This is a genomic window from Alteromonas sp. NFXS44 (assembly GCF_040148705.1).
Taxonomy (GTDB): Bacteria; Pseudomonadota; Gammaproteobacteria; order Enterobacterales; family Alteromonadaceae; genus Alteromonas.
The window spans coordinates 701,231-724,491 of sequence record NZ_JAGDEA010000012.1 but is presented as its reverse complement, the minus strand read 5'-3'; the positions used below and the strand labels follow the sequence as shown (position 1 = coordinate 724,491).

At 48.7% G+C, this 23,261-nt stretch carries 17 protein-coding genes; 14 read left to right on the top strand and 3 right to left on the bottom strand.

Annotation, left to right across the window (positions count from 1 at the left end):
- Positions 1-66 precede the first annotated feature (66 nt).
- Genes J3369_RS20250 through J3369_RS20215 form a run of 8 tightly spaced genes read left to right on the top strand, consistent with a single transcriptional unit; the run spans position 67 to position 10,627 of the window.
- A complete protein-coding gene (locus J3369_RS20250) occupies positions 67-1,725 on the top strand; it encodes a M61 metallopeptidase family protein (RefSeq protein WP_349590370.1) in 1,659 nt (552 codons plus the stop codon).
- Positions 1,716-3,158, top strand: a complete 1,443-nt coding sequence (locus J3369_RS20245; protein ID WP_349590368.1) for a S10 family serine carboxypeptidase-like protein — start codon at positions 1,716-1,718, stop codon at positions 3,156-3,158. The genes J3369_RS20250 and J3369_RS20245 overlap by 10 nt, the downstream gene beginning before the upstream one ends.
- Positions 3,155-5,206 (top strand): amidohydrolase family protein, encoded by a 2,052-nt coding sequence (locus J3369_RS20240; RefSeq protein ID WP_349590365.1) that lies wholly within the window; start codon positions 3,155-3,157, stop codon positions 5,204-5,206. The genes J3369_RS20245 and J3369_RS20240 overlap by 4 nt, the downstream gene beginning before the upstream one ends.
- A 10-nt stretch (positions 5,207-5,216) precedes the next feature.
- On the top strand, positions 5,217-5,750 hold the full coding sequence (locus J3369_RS20235) for a RidA family protein (protein ID WP_349590363.1): 534 nt from the start codon (positions 5,217-5,219) through the stop codon (positions 5,748-5,750).
- A complete protein-coding gene (locus J3369_RS20230; protein ID WP_349590360.1) occupies positions 5,747-7,030 on the top strand; it encodes an aminotransferase class V-fold PLP-dependent enzyme in 1,284 nt (427 codons plus the stop codon). The genes J3369_RS20235 and J3369_RS20230 overlap by 4 nt, the downstream gene beginning before the upstream one ends.
- Positions 7,027-7,473 carry a RidA family protein gene (locus J3369_RS20225; protein ID WP_349590358.1) on the top strand — a complete coding sequence of 149 codons (447 nt, stop codon included), beginning with the start codon at positions 7,027-7,029 and terminating at the stop codon, positions 7,471-7,473. The genes J3369_RS20230 and J3369_RS20225 overlap by 4 nt, the downstream gene beginning before the upstream one ends.
- On the top strand, positions 7,473-9,170 hold the full coding sequence (locus J3369_RS20220; protein ID WP_349590357.1) for a hypothetical protein: 1,698 nt from the start codon (positions 7,473-7,475) through the stop codon (positions 9,168-9,170). The genes J3369_RS20225 and J3369_RS20220 overlap by 1 nt, the downstream gene beginning before the upstream one ends.
- Before the next feature lie 20 nt (positions 9,171-9,190).
- On the top strand, positions 9,191-10,627 hold the full coding sequence (locus tag J3369_RS20215) for a S10 family serine carboxypeptidase-like protein (protein ID WP_349590356.1): 1,437 nt from the start codon (positions 9,191-9,193) through the stop codon (positions 10,625-10,627).
- 71 nt (positions 10,628-10,698) lie between these two features.
- Here the strand turns inward: J3369_RS20215 and J3369_RS20210 are convergent, their stop codons facing one another.
- Positions 10,699-10,827 (bottom strand): hypothetical protein, encoded by a 129-nt coding sequence (locus tag J3369_RS20210; protein WP_349590355.1) that lies wholly within the window; start codon positions 10,825-10,827, stop codon positions 10,699-10,701.
- A 352-nt stretch (positions 10,828-11,179) separates the two neighbouring features.
- On the opposite strand from J3369_RS20210, the gene J3369_RS20205 reads away from it, so the two are divergent.
- Positions 11,180-12,649, top strand: a complete 1,470-nt coding sequence (locus J3369_RS20205; RefSeq protein WP_349590353.1) for an alpha/beta hydrolase — start codon at positions 11,180-11,182, stop codon at positions 12,647-12,649.
- A 50-nt stretch (positions 12,650-12,699) separates the two neighbouring features.
- Here the strand turns inward: J3369_RS20205 and J3369_RS20200 are convergent, their stop codons facing one another.
- Entirely contained in the window at positions 12,700-15,456 is a 2,757-nt protein-coding gene (locus tag J3369_RS20200; protein ID WP_349590351.1) for a TonB-dependent receptor, read from the bottom strand.
- Between the two features lie 234 nt (positions 15,457-15,690).
- On the opposite strand from J3369_RS20200, the gene J3369_RS20195 reads away from it, so the two are divergent.
- The 3 genes from J3369_RS20195 (at position 15,691) to J3369_RS20185 (ending at position 20,288) form a co-directional block, all read left to right on the top strand.
- Positions 15,691-16,290, top strand: coding sequence for an RNA polymerase sigma factor (locus tag J3369_RS20195; RefSeq protein ID WP_349590349.1), 600 nt, complete (start codon positions 15,691-15,693; stop codon positions 16,288-16,290).
- Between the two features lie 35 nt (positions 16,291-16,325).
- Complete coding sequence (locus J3369_RS20190) at positions 16,326-17,198, top strand: FecR family protein (RefSeq protein WP_349590347.1); 873 nt, start codon at positions 16,326-16,328, stop codon at positions 17,196-17,198.
- A 123-nt stretch (positions 17,199-17,321) separates the two neighbouring features.
- Complete coding sequence (locus J3369_RS20185; protein ID WP_349590345.1) at positions 17,322-20,288, top strand: TonB-dependent receptor domain-containing protein; 2,967 nt, start codon at positions 17,322-17,324, stop codon at positions 20,286-20,288.
- Between the two features lie 15 nt (positions 20,289-20,303).
- Here J3369_RS20185 and J3369_RS20180 read toward each other — a convergent pair whose 3' ends face one another.
- Positions 20,304-21,017 (bottom strand): haloacid dehalogenase type II, encoded by a 714-nt coding sequence (locus tag J3369_RS20180; protein ID WP_303572585.1) that lies wholly within the window; start codon positions 21,015-21,017, stop codon positions 20,304-20,306.
- 147 nt (positions 21,018-21,164) lie between these two features.
- Here J3369_RS20180 and J3369_RS20175 point away from each other — a divergent pair, with 147 nt between their 5' ends.
- Positions 21,165-22,040 carry a LysR family transcriptional regulator gene (locus J3369_RS20175; RefSeq protein ID WP_303572271.1) on the top strand — a complete coding sequence of 292 codons (876 nt, stop codon included), beginning with the start codon at positions 21,165-21,167 and terminating at the stop codon, positions 22,038-22,040.
- 67 nt (positions 22,041-22,107) lie between these two features.
- On the top strand, positions 22,108-23,229 hold the full coding sequence (gene glf, locus J3369_RS20170; RefSeq protein ID WP_349590342.1) for a UDP-galactopyranose mutase: 1,122 nt from the start codon (positions 22,108-22,110) through the stop codon (positions 23,227-23,229).
- Positions 23,230-23,261 lie beyond the last annotated feature (32 nt).

Here is a 23,261-nt window from a genome sequence, read left to right as displayed (position 1 = left end):
ATAAACCGGCCGGTTATCCGGCCGGCTATTTTGATTTTTCTTTCTTTTATTTCTGGTAAGTCCATTATGCGAAAAATTATCTCTCTGTTAATCGTCCTGCTCACCAGCTTGTCCTGCAGGGCAGAAGTACCCTCGCTCAGCATAACTCTGACCCCGGAGTTTAGTGATACCAAACTAAAAGGGATACAGGTCACTGAAGTTTATAGCGGTCTGGAAGGTTCTGCGCCGGTATTCTCAGTCTCGCGAACAGTGGGGCCTCTTAAGAATGTTGCTAACAGAATCACAGAGCTGACTCTCACCGACAGCGAAGGTGTTATCCCCCTGGTCGAAGAAGAGACTAAACCCGCGACATTAAAAGTGAGCGATCCAGTTAGCTGGAGAAGTAACCGGGTTATAAACGGTACCGCCATACTGAGCTTTTCTGTTGCGGTGTCGCAAGAGCGTAACACCGGTCCGACCTGGGAATTACGGACTGATGAAAAGGGTATAAGTGGAGCCGGAATTACCTTTTTGATTCTGGCTGAAGATGACCGTCTGTTTAATACAACAGTGAACTGGGATTTAGCAGCGTTTCCATGGCCTTCTACACAAATTAACAGCTTACCTGAAGGTGAGAACTTTCCTCTGAACAGGTTATTAGTGACTTATTTTATGGCCGGTGACCTGACAAGCCTGCCGGAGAGTGACTCGCCCTTTAACGCTGCATCCTTGCAGCATTTTGATGCTATCGGAACCGGCGAATTGCTTGAGTGGTCATCAGCTACCTACAAAAAGCTGAGTGAATTCTATGATACGCCGGGTTTGCAGCCGTTTACGGTTTTGTTCCGCAATAACCCCTTGATCATGCAAAGTGGGACTGCTTTGCCGGAAGCCCTGATGGTCGCGGCAAAAAAAGAAAACTCAGAGCAGCAGCTAAAGCAAATTCTGATGCATGAAATGGTTCACGTTTTCCTTCATGGTCTTGCAGATGAAGCCTGGTTTCAGGAAGGACTGGCAATCTATTATCAGGACCGTGCAGCGTACTTACTTGGAATGCTGAGTCCGCAGGAATATACGTCGCGGATGAATGAAACCTTGCTCACATACTACAGCAACGTTAAAAAAGACATGACAATGGCCGATGCAACCGCTGCTTTCTGGACGGATGCGCGGGCCCGCTTGCAACCATACAACCGTGGGGCAATGTACTTTTTTATTACTGACGGGCGTATTCGCGAAGCCACCGGAGGGTCACAATCGCTGGATACCGTGCTCAATCAATTTCTTGCTATGTTCAGAGCCGGTGAACCGGTGGAAGAGGAAGATTGGATCAACCTCCTGACCAGCATAACCGGTAAATACGCAAGGCAGGACTTTGATGCCATGCAAAACGGCATGTTGCTGGTACCAAACAATGCCTCGCAGGGGCAGTGCTTCACGTTACACAAATCCAGTACACCTCTATTTGAACTGGGGTTCGATATTGGTAGTTTGATGCAGGCACCGCGGATAATCCACGGACTAAATTTACAGTCGCCGGCTGCCATAGCGGGATTGGAGGAAGGAGATGTTGTCCTTAATACCATCAGCCTCGATGCACAGCAGTCCACGCCGCACTCACCCATAACATTGACCGTCAAGCGATCAGGTGGCGATAAGGTCATTTCATTTATTCCTGCCGGCCCGCTGACAACCAGCTACGAATGGACATTCACCGGTAGCAATGAGGATATTTCATGTTTTTAAAACGCACATTTTTTTGTCTTGCAGGTGCAGCGTTGATTACCAGCGCGGTGCAGGCACAAACAAACTGGATTGATACCCGTCAAACGCAGCAGTACACCATTGACGGTGAGGACTACCGTTATAAAGCGGTGTTCAATGAAATGGCCATTAATGAAAATACTTCAATCAGTTCTACCGCTTATATCGTCGATTCAAAACAGGAACGACCAGTCTTGTTTGCCTTCAATGGTGGTCCCGGTTCATCTGCATCTACGTTGCAGTTCAGCGGTGTCGGACCATGGAGTAAGGTAAAAAACAGCGACGGTGAGGATGAATTTATACTGAATCCGTCGACCTCACTGAAGTTTGCAGACCTTGTGTTCATTGACCCGCCGGGAACCGGCTTCAGCAAACCGTCGATGAAAGCGGAAAGCCCGGCAGATTTCTGGACACCGAAAGGCGATGCGCAGGTGTTTAATGAATACATTGAACACTGGCTGAAAAAACATGGCCGCGAAGATGCCACCGTATTTCTGGCCGGGGAAAGCTACGGTGGTTACCGCCTGGCACAAATGTTAGGGCAGCCTTTTGATTTTAAACTGGGCGGCGTGTTGTTGGTTTCACCCCTTCTGGATGCCAGTGGCAACGAAGGGGTACAGGGAAACATCATGCCCTATCTGTTCAGTTTACCTACCTTTGCTGTGGCAGCGGCTGAGCATGGTATGGGTAGCATGAAGGGCATGGATCACGAAGCTGTTTACACTGCAGCAAAATCCTTCGCAATGACAGACTATGTAGATGCCTTATTGAAAGGTGGAGAGCTGACAGACAAAGACGCTTATGAAATAGCCGGAAAAATGGCTAACTTTCTGGGTTTAAGTCGTGATGTGATATTGGACCATGATCTGAAAATTGATGGTGAGTTTTTCAGAATGAACCTGCTCAAGCCTGAGGGCAAGCAATTTGGCCGGCTCGATGCCCGGATGATTGCGCCACTGCCTGAAGAAGACAACGGCAGGGTATCGGCGATGAATGATCCGTCTCTGGGACTCGGTAACTCGCTGATCATCCAGTCTGATCCAATTAAGCAATATCTGAAACGGGAAGTGGGCATAGAAAATGACCTGCCCTATGTATCACTTTCCCTGGAAGTAAATGGCCAGTGGAGATACGGCAACTCTGATTCGCCATGGACAGAGCCCAATTTCTATTTCAATCCTACCCCTAACATTGCCTCTCAGGTGGAGAATAACCCCGATATGAAAGTACTCGTGGTGACAGGTTATTACGACCTTGCGGTGCCTGCTTTGTCGCCATGGTATGCATTGATGCACAGCGGACTTAAACCTGAGCAGGTGACTTACGAAATTATTGCCAGCGGGCATTCCGTTTTTGCCGAAGACGCTGAACTGCCCAGACTGGAAAATATCATGGAGGAGTTTCTGAAACCATGACAGTTAAATTCACAATAAACCGCAGGCTTCGAACTGCTCTTTTGTTCCCTGTTATGGCCGGACTGTTTTCAACCTCTGCGCTGGCTAGTGCTACAACCCTGACGGTAATGGCAAACGGTGAGAAAGTAGGGTTTGTCAAATTCGATGAAAAAGAGAATTCGGTGTCTGTTGACTACCATGTAGATAACAATGGACGCGGGCCCAAACTGCATGCTGAAGTGAGTCTCAGCGGAGAGGGTATTCCGGTTAACTGGGAAATCAGCGGGCGTTCTCTCATGGGAGGACAGGTTACGGAAAGTTATCGCTGGGATGCCGGCAGTGCAATCTGGCAAAGCCAGGCCGACAGCGGCCAGGTTTCCGCAACGGAACCAGTACTGTATATCACTAATGACAGTACACCCTGGGAGACTACGCAATATGTAAAAACCGTATGGGCAGCACCGGAGCACCGTCTTGCGGTGTTACCTGCCGGTGAGTTAACGGTGGCTAAACTGCAGAACGTTCAGTTACCCGGTAATTTTCACGCTACTGTTTATCGTATGACAGGCAGAGGGCTAACGCCTGACTATGTGCTACTGGACGACGATATGTTACCGGTAGCGGTGCTGGGTACGAACCAACTCTCAATCCGTGAAGGGCTGGAAAGTGAGCTTACCCGCTTGTCAGACTTATACGGTGAGCTTGAAATGCAGCGTGTTCAGGCATTGCAAAAGCAGCTGGCGCACAGGCATGAAGGGAAATACGTTGTGCGTAATGCCTGGTATTTCGATGCGAAATCAGGCACCCGCAAAGGGCCGGTGAACATTGTAGTTGATGGCGGAAAAATCAGTGCAATCTTAGATACCGGCAGTAAGAGCACCAATATGCAGAATTTACCTTACTACGATGCAGAAGGTGGAACCGTTATCCCCGGTCTTAACGACATGCACTCTCACACCACGTTAGACAGCGGGCTGTGGTATCTGGCGGCCGGAGTGACGAACACCAGAGACATGGGCAATAACAACCCTTTTCTGCTGGATCTGATTAAGCAAATGGATGAGAAAACCCTGGCGGGTCCGCGCATTGTAAAGAATGGTTTTCTGGAAGGGCGAAGTCCTTATTCTGCGCGACTAGGCTTTGTGGTAGACAGCGAAAAAGAAGCACTTGAGAAGGTGCGTTGGTACCATGAAAACGGTTTCTGGCAGATAAAAATCTACAATTCCATGGATCCTGACTGGGTACCGGCTATTACCACTGAAGCACATAAACTGGGCATGGGGGTTACCGGGCATATTCCGGCGTTCACAAACCCTGATGCCATGATCAGCAGTGGTTATGACGAAATAACCCATATCAACCAGCTTATGCTGGGCTGGTTGCTGACGCCTGAAGAGGATACACGCACGCCACTGCGCTTAACCGCAATGCAGAGGGCTGCGAATCTGGACCTCGATAGCAAGCCTGTCCAGCGCACCATGGATCATATGGAAAAAGAAGGTGTTCCTCTGGACCCTACCGCGGTGATTCTGGAGCGTCTGATGTTAAGCCGCGCCGGAGAAGTCAGTGAAGCGGACGCTCCGTACTTGTCTCATATGCCCATTGGTTATCAGCGTTACCGCAAGCGTACTTTTGTACCTGGTCTGACGCCGGAAGTAGATACCGCCTACCGGGAGAGCTTTAGCAAATTACTTCAAGTCCTTAAAAGATTACACGAACGCGGAATTCAGTTATTGCCCGGTACAGATGATACCAGCGGCTTCACTGTTCACCGCGAGCTTGAACTCTATGTAAAAGCCGGTCTTTCGCCTGCTGAAGCGTTGATTGCCGGCACACTTGGGTGTGCACAGTACATGGAGCAGGAAAGCTGGGTGGGTAGTATTGAAGCGGGAAAACAAGCCGATTTAGTCATTCTTGATGGTAACCCTCTGGAAGACATCTCAGCTGTCCGGCGTCCCCGTCTTGTGGTGAAAGATGATCAGGTGTATTCGCCAGCAGAAATTTATACTGCTCTCGGGGTAAAGCCCTTCGCGAAACGTATCTCGTTTGTCAGCTCTACAGGTAAGTAATAACAACACTATGGATAATATTGAACAACGCTTACGTGCACTTGGGTATACATTGCCACCGGCCATGAAAGCGCCGGCTGGCGTGAAGCTGCCTTTTAGCATGGTAAGAATAGTGGGAGACCGTGCGTTAATTTCCGGTCATGGCCCTCAGGCTCCGGACGGAACGCCTACTGCTATGACCGGCATAGTTGGCGACACATTGACAGTACAGGATGGTTACCGTGCTGCTCAGCTAACGGCGCTTTCCATTCTTGGCAGCTTAAAACGTTCACTGGGAAGTTTGGATCGGATAGCCTGCTGGGGCAAAATTTTCGGAATGGTTGCTGCCGCACCTGATTTTAAAGAACACCCTAACGTTATCAACGGCTTTTCTGATCTCATAATCGAATTATATGGAGAAGAACGCGGGCAGCACAGCAGAAGCGCTGTGGGCATGGCTACCCTGCCTTTCAGTATTCCGGTTGAGATAGAAGGAGAAGTTTTCCTTTATCCGGAATCAGGTATTCCCGCATCACCGGTGACCAATGCAGAGGTAACACTATGAACAACAAAGACAGTATTTTGACTTCCGTTAACAATGTAAATGCCTCCCGCCGGAAATTGTTATCCGGGCTGGCTGCTGCTGCCCCTGTAGCTGCCAGTCTTTCTGCGCTTTCGGTGTCACCGGCTTATGCCGCTGAAGGGCAGGGCGGTTTGAAGAACAGCCGCCGTGACTTTGCCATGGCGACAACCTACATCAACGGCGCCTACACACATCCCGTCAGTCGGGGAGCAGCAAAAGCAGTGCAGCATTATCTGAGTGGACGGGTGATGGATGCAGATAAAGGTTCCGTCAGCTTTTCAGGCGATCGCACTAAAGCAATGGATCTCTTTGCTGAGTTATTTAATGCGCGTGAAGATGAGCTGGCATGGATACCCAGCACGATGCACGGTGAAAATCATGTTGTTGCAGGATTAGGTTTGCATCAGGGCGGACGGGTGGTCACCGATGTATATCACTTTACCGGCTCACTCTTTATGTACAACGAAATGGCTAAAAAAGGGCTGGATCTGCATATCGTTGAAGCAAGAGATAACAAAATTCAGCTTGATGATTTGGAAAAGGCTATCACACCCGGGACGAAGCTGGTTGCATTGACCCTGGTATCGAATATCGGTGGCTTTCAACACGATTTAAAAGCGGTCTGCGATATCGCTCACGCGAAGGGGGCCATGGTGTACGCCGACATCATCCAGTGCGCCGGTGCTACACCTGTTGATTTGCATAGTTCCGGGGTGGATTTTGCTGCCTGTTCTACTTACAAGTGGCTGATGGGTGACTTTGGTATTGGCATTATGTATGCCCGCCGCGAGAGTCAGCAACGATTGCAACGTAGTCAGTTTGGTTACAGACAGGAAGGTAAAGTCGTTACACATTTTCTGCCGGGTGATCCGGCCGGTGATCAGATTATCGAAACGGAACCTCGCAGTGGTCTGGCCGGACTGGTAGAAATCGGGACGATGGGTAGCGCCGGGGTCGCGAGCCTGGCTTATTCACTGGAATACCTTAAAAACCTCGGCATTCAGGAGATAGAGAACTGGCGACAGCCATTCCTGCAAACTCTGCATCAGGAAATACCAAAGCTGGGATACAAGACAATGACACCAGCAGACTCCCGTTCGCCGATTATTACATTCGAGTGTGTGGATAAAGGGAAAATGGTTTACGAAAAACTGCAAAAAGCGGGTGTGGAAGTCACGGTTTATAAAAACCGGTTCCGGATTTCTCCGTCTTTTTACAACACGATGGAAGATGTTGAAACGTTAATCAGGGCACTTTCATGAAATTAAAAATTCAAACAATTTTAGCAACACTGTGGCTTTCCGGCGTTTCGGTTACTGCAGATGCGAATGACGTTACCTATTACCCGTCATCAGCCGGTGCACCTTTCTCAAAGGCTGTGAGGGTCGAAAACACACTGTATTTGTCCGGTATTATTGGGGCAGGGAAAAAAGGGCTTTCCGATGATTTTGATACTCAGATTACCCAGTTGATGGAGAACCTGAAGTCAACGTTAGCTTCCTTCAACCTGACCACTGCCGATGTGTTCAAATGTACCGTAATGATTGATGAAATGTCTAAATGGCCTGCGTTCAACAGTATTTACGTGAGCTACTTCGAACCTGAAAGGCTACCGGCCCGCAGTGCTTTCGGTGCTGACGGTCTTGCTATGGGAGCCGTAGCAGAGCTTGAGTGTATGGCTTACGTTGGGGAAGGAGCAGAATAATGCAGTTAAAAAAACGTTTTTTCTCTAGTGTGGTATGTGCAGTAGCGATGTCACTGACGATGAATACGCATGCACAGCAGCCGGACTTTCCTGATATGAATATCACGATTGCTCCGGCTATGAGTAATCTGATGGTTGATGATATTCAAATGACTATCAGTTTCGAAAGTGACGGGGTTAATGCGGGCGATACACTGCTTAGCATGCCAGTCACACTGGTTGCTACTCCTTCAGCTAATCTTCATGCTTCTGATCTAAAAGTTACAGATAGTAAGGGAGTGCTTACACTCATTGATCGTGAGGCTGATCCGGATCCCAGTGGGCAGTATCGTGAATTTGTTCCTGAAAGGGACACATCCGGTACCATTACGGTTAGCTACCGTTTTAGTCCCAGAAATGTGGATTCATCTACCCGTAACGGCCCGCTTTTTGATTTACGCAGTCAGGATGGCGGTGTTATGGGAGCGGGCGTGTACTTTATGGTATTGCCGGCAACGACCACGCCATACGACATTACGCTTGACTGGGATCTTGCAAACATGCCTGCGGGTTCGAAAGGTGTATGGTCTGCCGGTGAAGGTAAACAACATAAGGTTGGCCCTGCTGAGTTAGTTCGATTTTCCTATTATGCAGCTGGTTTGTTGAAACAACTTCCTGAACAAGAGTCTCAGTACACACAGTATTGGTTAAATGATGCGCCATTCGACATGGAGGCGCTTGCTCTGCAAACCCGTACTTTATTTGAGTACATGGCTAACTTTTATGGTGATGAAAGTGCTTTCAAAGTGTTCGGGCGTGCTAATCCCTATCCTGCGGGGGGCGGTACAGGTCTGGCCCATTCATTTATGTTTGGTTACGGCAAAAATGGAGAAACAACCGACGGCGGCACCCAAACACTTTTGGCCCATGAACTGGCGCATACCTGGCCAAGGTTGAATGGCGACGAGCCTCATGCGCTTACTGCCTGGTACACAGAAGGTACTGCTGAATTTTATTCTCTGGTTATGCTTAAACGTTCCGGCGCGATCGACCGGGATGAGTTCATTCGCCAGCTCAATCAACGAATGGACAACTATTATGGCAGCCGGTATCTGAAGCTATCAAATAAAGAAGCCGGAGATCTTTTCTGGAAGGAGCATGAGGCGCAGAGAGTGCCTTACGGTCGTGGATTAACCTATCTGGTGAAGCTGAATCAACAACTGAAGAATACGTCAGGGGGCAAGGTAAAACTCGATACGTTGGTGTTAGATATCTATCACAGCCAGCAGTCTGGCGAGACCATTGGCCTTGAAAGCTGGAAAGCGATATTAAACGAATATCTTGGAGAAGATGGTGTCGCTGCGTTTACTGCAATGACAAATGGTGCAGTGATTATGCCCGAAGAGAGCGTGTTCGGATGTTTAAAGTCTACCCCTTATGAAGTTGCACCTTTCGAACTGGGGTTCGATCCTATGCGCCTTGGTAAAGTTACTCAACTCCGCAGTGGTAGTAATGCAGAAAAAGCAGGCTTGATGGAGGGAGATAAGATTCTCTCAATCAATACCGTGGAGGAAATGAAAAATGCGCCGGGAAATCTCACTAAAATGAAGATTCAGCGAGGTAGCAACACCCTGGATGTGAGTTTTTTACCCCGCCGTGAAGCGGTGCCCGGATGGCACTGGGAATATGATTCATCTCTGGGGGAGTGCGACATCTGATGATAAACAGTAATATTAAAATGATCGTTACAAGTGCTGTTCTGGCAGTGGGCATTTTGCAAAGCGCTTCAGCTTCTCAGTTGCCGGAAAACACGGTTAAAACTCATGAAGGGCAATTTGCCGGCGAAACCATTGAATTCAATTCAATTGTCGAGCGTTTCATTCTGGAGCCGTTAACGTCGGCACCACTGGAAGTGGTCAGTATGAGTTACGTTCAGCAACCTGAAGAAAGCGATAAGCCTGTACTGTTTGCTTTTAATGGTGGGCCTATATCACCGTCAGTCTATCTTCATATGCTGGCACTGGGACCATGGCGACTGGCAGTGAGCGATGATCTGAATGCTGATCCGTCATTATTTCCCGTTGTACCTAACGAATATTCTCCCCTCGATAAAGCTGACATTGTGTTTTTCGACCCTGCCGGGACAGGCTTCAGCCGCTTTGGAGAAAACACCGCGCCAGAGACTTATTTTGGCAACAGCAGCGATGCAGCAGAATTCGTTTCTTTTATGGAAGCCTGGTTGAAACGCCATGGTCGCAGTGAAGCGCCGGTTTATATTCTCGGTGAAAGCTACGGCACCATGCGGGCTGCGGCTATTGCAAAGCAACTCAGTGAGACAAAATCTTCTGTTCAGCTTAGTGGCATATTTTTGGTCGGGCAGGCATTGAACTTAATAGAAACCGCGCAGCGGCATGACAATGTGATGACCTATGTAGTGTCTTTGCCTACGCTGGCGGCGTTGGGTTGGTACCATGAAAAACTGCCGGGTAAAAAGCCGGATTTCGAGAGCCTGATGACACAGGTGAATGATTTTGCTTATGGTGATTATCTCAGTGTTTTGTTGAAAGGTAATCAGGCGACGCAATCAGAAAAGCAGCGTATTGCCGAGCGTTTGGCAGTGTTGACCGGCCTGGATGCGAATAGTCATCTTAACTATGACCTTCGTATCAGTAAAAATCAGTTTCGCGGTGAGTTGATGAAATATGAAGGGCTGGTGGCCGGTGCGAATGACGGGCGATACTTGCGGGCACCGGTTGAGGATGCGCCGTTACCAGATGGTGTTTCTGATATTTATCCGCGTGTCTTTGAGTCTTTTGACACAGTGGCTAAAAATCTACTGGGCCTTACAGTAACAGACAATTATACGGTCTCTTCGCCTGTTACCAGCCTTGCTGACTGGGACTGGGGTTCCAAAGCAGGTCCGTTTGCTAATTTTCCTTACGCGAACGGAATTGCAGATGCGATGATATATTACCCAAATCTGACCGTGATGGTAGGAGCGGGACATTATGACACGCTGACCACAACGGGCGCGACAGATTATCTGTTGAGGCATGCTGACTGGCCAAAAGATCGGGTTATGCAGCGCACTTATTTTGGCGGGCACATGGCCTATACCTTTGAGGAAAACCTTGCGCAATTCAGCAGGGACATAAAGGATTTAATAGCACGTTAGAGGTAGTTAGAGAATGTGTGAGCTGAGGGTTTGGGCTGCAGCTCACACATTGACTGTGAACCAGGAGAATATTAAGGCGTCGACCACTCGGCCAGCGTATCTTCTGCGGTTAGCAGCATGTCATCGGTGATTTTCTCAATGTGCGCCGACACCACAGCCAGTCCGATGCCGGTGTCAACGGTTCCGCCTGTGGACTGCAATAGAAACGTTTGATAACGACGAAGGTCGCAAACCGACCACTGCGTCGGGTGAAAGCTTTACGCAAGTTCAGGCAGGTGCCCGTTTCGATTTCTGATCGCCGGGTTAAACTGCACTGAAATAAACCCCGGCAGCGGGAGTACTGCCGGGGGTTATTTTTTATAAAATGCTTCGCGGTAACGAATGAATATTAGGAGAGTTAATTACTAATCATTAACTCGGGTAAGAATAATATTCTTTTTGCAATTTTTAATGACCGGGTATTTTACTGTTGAATTAATAACCAGAAGGATGAATAGTTAGGCTGATACTAACAGTAAAGACACTATCTGATTTTCAAGCCAAGGACCTGGTATGGAAAAGCTAACATCTCCGTTTTACCCCATCATTTATGTTCGTGGCTATGCCATGACACAATCTGAGATTAATGAAACCGTCTCAAAGCCATATATGGGCTTCAATCTTGGCTCTACAAAATTAAGGAAGAAGTGGGATGGGGAAGTTTACAGGCATATATTTGAATCTCCGCTACTTCGACTTATCAAAGACTACCAATATCAGGATATATATTCTGAAGGTGCTGAAATAACGACAGCTATACCTCCCAGAAGTGTCATCATCTATCGGTATTACGAGATTGCCGATAAGGATCTTGGAAATGGCAAAGTCCAGTCAATAATTGAAGCGGCCAGAGGGCTTAAGAAGTTAATTCACGATGTTAAAAATCAGGTCTGCATTGAACACGGAAATCATGATGACTTTAAAGTTCATCTTGTCGCGCATTCAATGGGAGGCCTTGTTTGTCGGGCATTTCTACAGAATGACGATATCAGCGACGAGAGTGACAGGGCGCTTGTCGATAAGCTTTTTACCTATGCCACACCCCATAACGGAATTGAAATGGCCGGATTCAATGTGCCGGGCTTCCTCGGATTATGGGATTTAAACAATTTTAACCGCGATAAAATGATTAAATATCTGGACCTGCCAGAGGGGGTAAAGCGGGTAGATTCACTAAATGGTAAATTTGATCCTGAAAAGGTGTTCTGCTTTGTTGGTACAAATAGCAAGGATTACGATGTAGCCAGCGGTATTTCCAGCAAGCTTGCCGGCGAAATGAGTGATGGCCTGGTAAGAATCGAAAATGCTACGGTGCAAGGCGCACCGCGAGCTTTTGCCTACCGGAGTCATAGTGGGCACTACGGAGTGGTGAATTCTGAGGAAGGATATCAGAACCTCGTCAGGTTTTTGTTCGGTGATTTTTATGTACATGGAGTAATTGAATCCGAAAATCTTCCATTACCTCCTTCAGTTCAGAAAGCCAAAGATAATGGAAAAGAAGTTCGGGCTTCCTACTATTTTGAAACTACTGTCGTTACACGAGGTTTACGAGGCGTTGCGTTGACCGAACGCAGAAAAGACACATTTAGCGCAATTTTTAGAAAATACGAGCAGTTGTTCCCGGGAGACGGCTCAGCCGGACGAAGTCCCGTTCTATTCTCAACCTTTCTTGATACCCGGAAAATCGAACATGGCAGAACTATTGTGTTTAAGGTTTCCGTTGCCGTTTCTTCGACAGGCTACTCAATAGCGGGCAAATTCTGGAATCAGAATATTGATGGTGATTATCTTTATGATCGTAAAATCACAATCAAAGCCACCAAAACTTCAGATGGCTGGAATCTCCGTTATTTGGAAGATGACAGATGGAGTGATGCTCTCGGGACATTGATTGAACAAATTAATGGTGTTTACAGAATCCCGTTGAGTTCACGGAAAGGCTATCGGGGATTTTTGAACCTAAAGGTCGGTAATGTGGAATAAAAAGCCGGGCATTACCCGGCTAACAGTCAGGGAAGAAACACGCAGTAAACTTAGAAGTTACCCCGCAGGCCGAGAGAGACGCGGCGACCGGAGAACTCATACATGGTCGGGAAGGCCGGGTCCATAGTGTAACCTTTGGTGGCTTCGTCGGTAATGTTGATGCCTTCCAGCGTTACTTTGAAAGTTTCGTTAATGCGGTAGCCTAAAGACACATCGTACTGGCCGTAAGCATCGCGGTATACCGGATACATGTCACGCTCGATATATTCCACGTACTTGTCTTTGTAGTTGTAAGACACGCGGGCATCAAATACGTCGTCTTCGTAGTAGAACGTTACGTTGTAGGTTTCGTCAGCCAGTCCTTCCGGCGGCGTAGGAATACCTAAATCAGAAGCGCCTGTTAAAGAGTTATCCAGTGTTGTGTAGTTGGCATTCACACCAAATCCGTCGAGCAAGTCATGGAAGCGGGCGAAAGGCACCTGAACGATAAATTCCAGGCCGCTGACATCATAGGAGCCTTCTGCGTTAACTTTCTGGTATACGTCAAAGTCGTAAACACCGTCAACAGTGCCGTTGTCGTTGTACTTGGTCACACCTGTCACCACACCGGTGAGTGATTCACGCACAACGCCTTCGATTTCTTTTTCAAAGTAAGACACGGCCAGTAAACCGCCTTCTTCCAGATAATATTCCAGACCCACTTCCCACTGATCGGCATAGGTAGGTTTCAGATCCGGGTTACCGTCGCGGTACTTAAATTCATTTAAGCTCACGGTACGTTTGTAAGCGATGTCAGTCAGTGCCGGGCGGATGAAGGTTTCTGACGCAGCGGCACGGAATAATAACTCATCGGTAATATCCAGTGTGAAGTTCACACTTGGCAGGGTTTCTTTGTAATTACCGGATTTGGAGACTGGCGCAGAGGTATAGCCGGTTGAGCCATCGTCATTCTGTACCTGGTGGTAGCCTGATGAATTTACGTCAGTGTCAATGTAACGCAAACCCGTGTTCAGTGAGGCCGGCATGTTGCCAATATCAAACTCGAAGTCGGCCATCACGTACAGTGCCGTTGCCTTTTCTTCTACTTCGTAGAATTGATCCGGCTCAAAATCCACAGCAAAGCCGTCGTAACGCATTTCGCTACGGGCGTAGGCATTTGAAATTTGTGCCCAGTCTGATTTTGAGGCCACTTCCGGTAAATACTCACCGCCTGAAACTAAGTCAGAAATGGTGGTTAAGTCGCTGTCAGCGAGTGTGCGGGTACCTACCCATGACGAGTCACCTTCAGCCGGGCCGGTTACGCGGTTTGTACCGTAATCACGGGTTTTCGATTTATCTGTATAGCGTCCGCCAAACTGCACTTTTGCCAGTGCAGGGAAGAAACTTAAATCCATATTACGGGTGAAATCCAGCTGGGCGGCGTACTTGTCGTCTGAAATGTCTTCAAGATTCACTTCGTAGTAATCGAAAGTGTACGCTTCCGGCGCGTTGTACATATCGAAGGATTCAGGGTTATCGCTGGCAATGGTTTCACCGCCTGTGCTGGTGTAACGGGTACGGGTAGGGCGATAAGCCGTATGCTTCAGGTTGGTGGATTCCTCGGTTTTCTCAGCACCACTGTAGCCCACAACGCCGTAAACATCCCACTCACCAAACTGCCAGTCCATAGTCAGGCTGTATTGCTGATAATCCGTAGTACGGCTGTACTCTTTACTCAGAAATTCGTGCTGTGTGGCAGCATAATCTACATCAGTCAGAACCGTCATTCCGTAATCTGCTAATGTCGTGCTGTCGTAAACATTGATGCGCTCTAACGAACTGATACTTGAAGCGGAATACGCTGCCGCATCATATTCGTCTTCGTGGTTGTCGAAGGTGCTCCACATGCTGTCGAAGGTTAAGCTGAAATCCCTGGAAGGCTTATACTGAACAGAAGCCGTGGCGCCCCATTTTTCCTGCTCGCTCAGGTAAGAGCGGTCACCCACTTTATCAATAAATACAACACGGCTGGTTTCGTCGCTGTCGAAGCGGTCGGCAATCGTAATGCCGGTATCACGGGCCAGTACATCAGCAGCCTGGTCTGATTGCCACTGTGATGAGCCTGATTTTTCTAAAAAGCGTGAAAGCGGACGGAAATTAATGCCTGAGTTGCTGTCTGTGCGGTTAGTACGTTCTGAATAGGCAAAAGACACTAACGCGCCCCAGTCGCCCATGGTGTCGCTGGCCAGGAAAGAGAACTTAGGATCTGTTTCTTCAGAAATATCGTTATATGCGCCTTCAACGGACGCAACAATCTGGCGGCCGTCATAGTCAAACGGGCGGGCAGTACTGATAGCGACAGAACCGGCGATACCACCTTCTTCATCCGCAGCCGTCGGTGATTTCTTAACGGTAACACTTTGAATAATTTCAGAAGCAAAACTGTCGAATTCAACGTCGCGGCCACCGCTGCCTGAGGCAGTAGCAAGGTTGTTGATAGACACAAAAGTAAATTCGGTAGGCAGGCTGCGTACATTAACGCGCTGACCTAAACCCTTGTTTCGCTCAATGGTGACACCGGGCATACGTTGTAACGCTTCGGCCAGGTTTTGCTCGGGGAAGTCTGCGATATCAGAAGCCACAATCGAGTCAGAAAAACCAACCGTGGTACGTTTGATATCAATCGCCTTTTCAAGGCTCTTCACGTAGCTGCCTGTTACCTCGATTTTCTCAACACTATCGTCCTTTTCCTGCGCAACAACAGTGCCGGTGATCAGGGTGCTCAGTGCCAGAGCAAGTGGCGACAACGGGAATAAGCGTTTTTTCATGAGTGTGTTTTCCTGTAAATGTCTTTGCGACTAATTTTTGAAATTCGCCAACCATGACGACAGGAAAAACGCCGCGGGGACGAATTTTATGGTGAAGTTTTTATGTCAGTTTAAAGACACGGGCTTCATAAATATGTCATTGAAATGTCATATAATAAGCTGTCCCCGATCACGTATTATGCTCGTCTTAAACGTGAACCGTCTTGTCTGAACTCCACTGAGAACCGGGTAACTATGGCACTGGCCAAAACCACTGACAGCAATGAACCTGCGCATCTGCAGGCTGCGAATATGAACATGCCTGAGCATTGTGCAAAGCAGAATCGTGTTCTGCTGCAATGCCTGATGGCAAATCAGGACGCTATGAAAAACTATCTGATAAAAGCGGTAGGGCAACGTGCTGACGCAGAAGATCTGTTTCAGAAATTACTTGTGAAGGCTATGAATACCAGTTTTCATGAACATCTGGATAACCCGCTGGCCTACGGCTATCGCATGGCGCAGCATCTGGTTATCGATCATCACCGGGAACAACAACGTGCTCCGGCAGAGCTTGAGCATGAGCCGCAATGCGAAGCAGTGTCACTGGAAACCATGCTGGATAATCAGCAACGTGTTGCCCTTTACAAGCAGGTATTAAGTGAAATGTCGCCGCTGCGCCGGGATATTTTTATCCGTCGCAGACTGCATAATGAAAGCAGACAAGATATCGCAACCACCCTGGGACTCAATGAAGAAACGGTGAAGAAACACATTACCCGTGCAATGGATGCATTAAAAATTGCCATAGAGGCGCGTTTTTCCGATAAGCCCCGTCCCCGTTCCGGCATTTGAGTCGTCGTTACAGTACGATAGCAGGTTAAATTACTATGACAGAAATAAATAAAAACCATGACGCCGGAAACGATGCGATTAAACAAGCTATCTGGGACGATCCCGCCTTACTGGAGGCGCTGACTGACCATCAGTCTCACACGACGTCGCGCAATACAACACGGTGGGCATGGTTGGGCGGAATGGCAGCATGCTTTTGTGCGGGCGTTATTGGCTGGTACGTTATTCAGGAACAATCATTCCCTGATGAGCTGCCGGTGAAAGTGGCCTATGCGTCACCGCAGACATTCAGCAGCGTTGATGCACAAGATGTAAAACTGTCTGACGGCTCTGAGGTTGCCATGAACCGCGGGGCCAGCTTGCACTTTTCGGAGTCGGCCAGAAACCGGCAGGCAAAGTTAACCAAAGGTGAGGCGTACTTTGAAGTAGCCAGAGACGAAGCCAGACCATTTACTATAGAAACAGGTAACGCCAATATTCAGGTGTTAGGTACGGCGTTTAATGTGGACAAATCACTCTCGCAAACTCAAATTGACGTTTTTCACGGTAAAGTCGCTGTGTCTATGCCAGACGGCAGTGACCGTGTGGAACTGATTAAAGGACAGCGTGCCAGCGTGACGGCCCGGGGCATTACCGTGTTAGCCTTTGCGGCCACAGAACCTGACTGGCAGGCAGGCTGGATTGACCTGAACAATGTGTCGTTAAATGATGCGCTTTATCAACTGAACCGCTATAGCAACAAACCCGTTGTTTTGCAGCACGTTGATGATAACGCCGCACCTATCAGTGGCCGCTTTAAAGCCGCTGACATTGCCGGTTCCGCCAGGTTGTTAGCACAAATGAACGGTCTGGCGATGCATGAATACGAGGACAGCATTGTGCTGGCGAAGCCGGAAAACGGCAAATAGCCGCAATTGAGCGTATTCAGTACGGTTGATGGCAGCAGCTCCGGCTGTTGTCATAAATCTTTCATTTAATCACTTCACACTGTTTTGGATTAATAAGCTAAGCATTAAGAGTGATTAGGATTCATGTGGGTAAGGGCAGGACTGACAGCAATATCGATGGCCTTGCTGCCCCGTTTATTGTTTGCCGCCGGTTCCGTTACTGAATTTCTTGCTCCGTCACCAACCATCACTAGCCCGGTCAGTCTGCCAGCCAGACTTACCGCACTGTCTGAGCAGTTTTCTGTTCCTGTCATTTACTCTGCTAATACCGTAAGTAACAGCGCTTTCAATGCGCTTTCAGACAGCGAGTTTCAGCGCTGTTACGACACGTCGCAGCCTTTACAGATACAGCTTTCTGCCTGCCTGCATCCGGTGGGCCTCGTATGGCAAAATACTGAGTCAGGCATCATCATCAAGCCCGCTGAGACACCTGCAAACCGCAATGCGCAGTCAGGTGAAGACAGTATTGCCCTGGAAGAGGTGATGGTGACCGGGCACATGTCGACGACCTCGCCTGAGGCTTACAATCAGCATTATGACAATGCCACCAGGTATGCCAGACAAATCAAGTCTGAGGCGGCAGGCGAGAAAGCGGTACTGGTCGGGGCAATGCTCAACCGCCTGCCAGCAGGAAATTTAGCCGAGGCGCTGCAGGCCTTGCCCGGACTGAGTATCACCCGTGATCGCGGTGAAGCACTTAACATCAATGCGATGGGCTTAAGTGCGGAATATCAGATGACACTGCTAAACGGGCACCGTCTGGCGAATACAGAGAATATCCGCAATTCCAACCAATACGGTCAGCAATATCGTTTTGATACGTTAAGCGCCGGATTGTTTAATCAGGTGACCATGTTCAAAACTGCCGCAACCGCTCAGCCTGCCGGTGCGGCTGGTGCAACGGTGGATTTATTGAGTGATGATCCCCTGGCTTATGAATTTAACAGTGCGCAGGTCCGCCTTACCGCAGCATCACCGGAGGCCGGTATTAATTATCAGCCTGGCTTTGCCGCAATCGGTAACCTGCGTAACCACAGCGGCACGCTGGGTGCGGTATTCCGGATGAATTACGAGAACCGTTTGCAGCGCCAGTATCAATTTGAAACCTGGCACTGGGGCGAAAACGGTGGCGCTCCGGAACAGTTTCAGTGGCAGGGGCTGGCAGACAATACACTGGTCCCCACAGACGGTCTGGCACTGACTATCGAAAACGAAGACCGTACCCGGGCAACTTACTACGCCAACGTGGTCTGGCAGCCTGTGGACGCATTGCGAACATCACTTTTATGGCTGCGCTCGGATACCGGTTTTTCCTTCGATGAACACCGGCTGTCGGTGAGCCCTGTGAATGAGCAGGCAACTGCCGTGACGGGACAGAACAACAGCATTTCTGCTCTTCATTTCAGTCGCGCAGAGATGAAATCTACCCGCGAGGAGTCAACACTCGACTATGCCACAGATACCTTTCAGGCGTCGGCAGAATGGAAAAGTGACAGGCTGCCCCTTACCGTTACGCCATTTTACAGCCAGAGCAGAGCGGACAGTGTGACCCGGGACCCCATTTCACGGGTGCATGTGGCAATGCAACCTGCCGGGGTGGATGTGGATGTGTCAGATCATCAACTCAATCAGTTTGTTGTTGATGAAAATACCGGCCTTGTCAGCAGCTATTCCCATATCACTCAAATGAGTAAGCGACGGATTAGTGTTGAGAATTCTGCGACAGAGTGGGGCGGCGACGTAGCGTTTACGCTGCCGGGTGAGGGCCCTTTGTCAAATGTAGAAGCCGGGTGGTTGCATGCCACGCAGGTGCATCATTACACACGCCGGGACATTCAGTTAAGTGAGTCCGCGCTGGCATCGTTGCCGGATTTAGATGGCAGATGGCTGATGCCACTCCCCAACGGATTTGAAGCGGACTTTTTTACTTACGGGCAGGCCGGGTGGTTGATCCCAAAAAGCGATTTATTTCAGTTGTACGATATCGCGTTGTCGTTTCCTGCTGATGGTCAGGCATCAGTAAATGATTTGCTGAATAGCTATGCGGTTACGTTTAACGCCATGGAAGCGTATTTATCGGCTGTCTGGCGTCCATTCGGGGCCAATAATAGCGGGCCGGATCTCATGATTGAAAGCGGCATGCGGTACACTCACACTGAAAGTGAGACAACCGGGTCCGGTATCAACAGCGGGGGAAGTGTTATCGCACAGCATTTTGCCCGTACCGACAGCGCCTGGTTGCCCTCTGTTGCCGTGAAGTGGCAATTTACGCCGCTCTGGCAATGGCGTGCCGGATACACCCGCTCACTCAACAGACCGAACTATTCAGATTTAAACCCGAAAATCCATGTAAACTCAGGCGGGCTGCCTTATGCCGAAGCAGGAAACCCTCTGCTTAAACCTGTTGTGGCTGATACTTTCACCACATCTGTGAACGTAAACAGTGAAAGCATAGATGCTGAATTGCTGGCATTCTCCCACCACCTCACTGATTACATATCGGAGCAAGCGCTTACTCTTAATTATCGGGGCACAGAATATGAAACTCTGCAGCGAACCAATAACAGTGAAGGGCGGATAACCGGTGTACAGGCGGGGGCTGAAATTGCTTTCGGACAACCGGACATTCAGTATCTCCGTCACCGTCTGTCTGCCACGATAACCCGTGTCACCAAAGCGCAAATATCATTGCAATCTGAGGGAGATGCCGCCGCGCACTGGCGTGCAGAAGGTGTCTCTGACTGGACGGGAAATATACGACTGTTATCCGGCTGGCAAGCCTGGCAGGCTGCAATAAACATTAACTACCGCAGTCGCTTCCCCGAACAGCGGGATTTAACCAATAATGCAGATGTTTATGTGGAAGACTATACCGGCGTGGATCTCAGTCTGAACTGGTTATTTTCGGCCAATGCGACATTGCGTATGGACATTTACAATGCCACCAACGAAACGGTAAAGCGGAGTGTTGATACCGGAGAGGCATCGGCGTTGATGAAGATTGGAGAATCAGGCCGAAGGTTCGTGGTGAGCCTGGGCCTGATGTTTTAAGCGTTATGTTTCTGATTACCGGCCGTACTGCTTGTCGAGAATATCTGTTAATTCGCGCAGATCGTTAACCACATAATCGGGCTTCTGAGCCAGAGGATACATGGCTTTACCCGGACGGGTTACAAAAGCGGCCTGCATACCTGCAGCTTTCGCTCCGGCAATATCCCAGCCGTGAGCCGCTACCATCAGGGCATCTTCCGGTTTAACACCCAGTTGCTTCAGTGCCCAGGCATAGGCGCGGAGATCAGGCTTGTAAATCTGAATATCTTCAATGCTGTAACGGGCATCAAAAAAGTCTGTCAGGCCGGCATTTTCAAACTGGGTTTTCACACCGTAGTTGGACGAGTTGGTTAAACTGACAATCTTATAGCCCCGTGCTTTTAAATCTTTCAGCCCTGATTTTACGTCCGGGTGCGGTGGCAAGCTGAGCAGTGGCGTCACAATGCTTGTTTTGGCTTCTTCTTCCGTGATGTCTATGCCATTGGTTTCTGCCACCATCATTAATGCTGCTACGCCAATTTTCCCGAAGTCCTGATATTCCCCTGACACGGTTGATACCAGTGAGTGGTGCAACATGGTTGAGAACCACAGGGGAAGCAATGATTGCTGACCATTGAGGGCCTTGCCTACTGATTCACGCATTGCTTCCATATCCAGAAGGGTTTCGTTAACGTCAAAAATGATCACTTTGGGTTGTGATGGCATGGTGTCAGCCTCCGCATTGTTCATAACCGTTACCAGTAAGGTGACGGCAATAAAAAGAATATGTCTCAATGTATGTTGTTCCTGTGATGGTGGTGTACATAACGATTTTAATGTTTTAATTTCTTAAAAGAAGCCCTGTAAATCGAAACCTGTGTTTAAGATATTTAAAGTATGTATAGCCTGAATGAACTTGAAACCTTCATCGCCATTGTGGAAAACAAGGGGATTCACGCTGCTGCGTCTGTACAGCAAGTGTCACCTGCCACGGTGAGCCTGCGGTTGAGTAAACTTGAAAAGGCACTATCCACGGTGTTGGTCTTTCGTGACAGCAGAAAGTTTGGTTTGTCGCCGGCAGGTGAGGTGTTTTACCAACGGGTGGGAGACATTCTGGAAGCATTACGGGATGCGGAATATCAGATTGGTGCCAGGGGCTCGTCTGTCAGTGGCATTCTGCGGGTTACCATGCCGCCCTGGGTATTTTCAAAATTTGTAATGCCAAAACTTATGGAATTTGAGCAGGCGTATCCGGATCTTAAGCTGGATTTTCTGATCAACGACCAGTTCGTCAATGTGGTTGAAGATAAGCAGGATGTTGCCATCAGGGTAGGCAAACTGGCTGACTCAGGCTTACTTGCCCGGAAACTGGCAAACAATTCCCGTTTGTTGTGCGCTGCACCTGAATATCTGGCCCGGGCCGGCCATCCCCGCAGTATTGATGATTTGGCAGCGCATCGCTGGGTTGTACTTCCCTGGCAGCGCCAGTTGAAAATACAGGAAGGCGAACACAGCCGGACGCTGAATGTGAACGCGCGGTTTACTGTGTCGAACTCCGACAACATGACGCAGGCTGTGCTGGCCGGTCACGGTTTGGGGATCAAATCTTATATTGCCGTTAAAGATGAATTAGCCCGCGGGCAACTGGTGGAAGTATTACCCGAAGCACTGGCAGATAATGACGCGCCGGTATGGTTTCTCAAGCCGCAGAACAGCTTAACCACACGCAAAACCGAAGCCTTTTATGATTTTATGAAAGGGCTGTTTGCCTGATAGCGCAGTCTTTTCAACAACTTTGGGTATATACTGTTAACGGATATACAAAACAGCGGATTGTCTGATGACAAAACAACAATATGATTTTCTGATTGTCGGAGCGGGCCTGTTCGGTGCCGTGTTTGCCAGAGAAGCGCGCCTTGCCGGAAAGTCCGTTCTGATCATTGATAAGCGTGATCACAAAGGCGGTAATATTTATTGTGAAAACGTGGCAGGCATCAATGTGCACAAGTACGGCGCACATATCTTTCACACCAGTAATCAGCGGGTATGGGATTATGTGAATCAGTTTGTCAGTTTCAACCGCTATGTAAATTCTCCTGTCGCCAATTACCGCAACAAGCTTTATAACCTGCCATTTAATATGAATACCTTTTACCAGTTGTGGGGGGTCACTACCCCTGCAGAGGCAAAGGCAAAAATTGAAGAGCAACGTGCCCCTTACCGTCAAACTGAGCCCCAAAATCTGGAAGAGCAGGCGTTATATCTCGGTGGCAAAGATTTGTACGAAACACTCATTAAAGGCTATACGGAAAAGCAATGGGGGCGACCGGCGACGCAGATCCCGTCCTTCATCATTAAACGTTTGCCATTCCGGTTTACTTTCGACAATAACTACTTTGACGACCTTTATCAGGGGATCCCTCATGGTGGCTACAACGCGCTGATTGACGGGCTGCTCGAAGGCATAGAAGTGAGAACCGGTGTGAACTTCTTTGAAAATCGTGAGGATTGGGAAGCGCTGGCCGGTAAAGTGCTCTATACCGGCAAAATTGATGAATTTTTTGATAAGTGCTTAGGGGAGTTGGAATACCGCAGCCTGCATTTTGAAACCGAAGTACTGGACTGCGAGAATTATCAGGGTAACGCGGTAATTAACTACACAGAAGCTGAAGTGCCATGGACACGCATTATTGAACACAAGCATTTTGAATTCTGTAAACAGGAAAAAACCGTGATAACGCGGGAGTTTCCACATGAATTCAGCAAAGATAACGAACCTTACTACCCCATCAACGATGCCAGAAATAACGCCATGCTGGCTGAATATAAAGCGCTGGCGGCAAAGCCTGAAAATGCAGCTAAGTACCTCTTCGGCGGGCGGCTGGCAGACTACAGATACTACGATATGGATGATACCGTAGAAGCCGCGCTGGCGCTGACTGACCAGGTGTTCGGCGGGTAACCGTTATATTTAGTTGTGCCTGACCGGAGAAA

Coding starts and splice junctions, on each gene's coding strand:
- J3369_RS20250 (WP_349590370.1), top strand. CDS start 67: ATGCGAAAAATTATCTCTCTGTTAATCGTCCTGCTCACCAGCTTGTCC.
- J3369_RS20245 (WP_349590368.1), top strand. CDS start 1,716: ATGTTTTTAAAACGCACATTTTTTTGTCTTGCAGGTGCAGCGTTGATT.
- J3369_RS20240 (WP_349590365.1), top strand. CDS start 3,155: ATGACAGTTAAATTCACAATAAACCGCAGGCTTCGAACTGCTCTTTTG.
- J3369_RS20235 (WP_349590363.1), top strand. CDS start 5,217: ATGGATAATATTGAACAACGCTTACGTGCACTTGGGTATACATTGCCA.
- J3369_RS20230 (WP_349590360.1), top strand. CDS start 5,747: ATGAACAACAAAGACAGTATTTTGACTTCCGTTAACAATGTAAATGCC.
- J3369_RS20225 (WP_349590358.1), top strand. CDS start 7,027: ATGAAATTAAAAATTCAAACAATTTTAGCAACACTGTGGCTTTCCGGC.
- J3369_RS20220 (WP_349590357.1), top strand. CDS start 7,473: ATGCAGTTAAAAAAACGTTTTTTCTCTAGTGTGGTATGTGCAGTAGCG.
- J3369_RS20215 (WP_349590356.1), top strand. CDS start 9,191: ATGATCGTTACAAGTGCTGTTCTGGCAGTGGGCATTTTGCAAAGCGCT.
- J3369_RS20205 (WP_349590353.1), top strand. CDS start 11,180: ATGGAAAAGCTAACATCTCCGTTTTACCCCATCATTTATGTTCGTGGC.
- J3369_RS20200 (WP_349590351.1), bottom strand. CDS start 15,456: ATGAAAAAACGCTTATTCCCGTTGTCGCCACTTGCTCTGGCACTGAGC.
- J3369_RS20195 (WP_349590349.1), top strand. CDS start 15,691: ATGGCACTGGCCAAAACCACTGACAGCAATGAACCTGCGCATCTGCAG.
- J3369_RS20190 (WP_349590347.1), top strand. CDS start 16,326: ATGACAGAAATAAATAAAAACCATGACGCCGGAAACGATGCGATTAAA.
- J3369_RS20185 (WP_349590345.1), top strand. CDS start 17,322: ATGTGGGTAAGGGCAGGACTGACAGCAATATCGATGGCCTTGCTGCCC.
- J3369_RS20180 (WP_303572585.1), bottom strand. CDS start 21,017: ATGAACAATGCGGAGGCTGACACCATGCCATCACAACCCAAAGTGATC.
- J3369_RS20175 (WP_303572271.1), top strand. CDS start 21,165: ATGTATAGCCTGAATGAACTTGAAACCTTCATCGCCATTGTGGAAAAC.
- glf (WP_349590342.1), top strand. CDS start 22,108: ATGACAAAACAACAATATGATTTTCTGATTGTCGGAGCGGGCCTGTTC.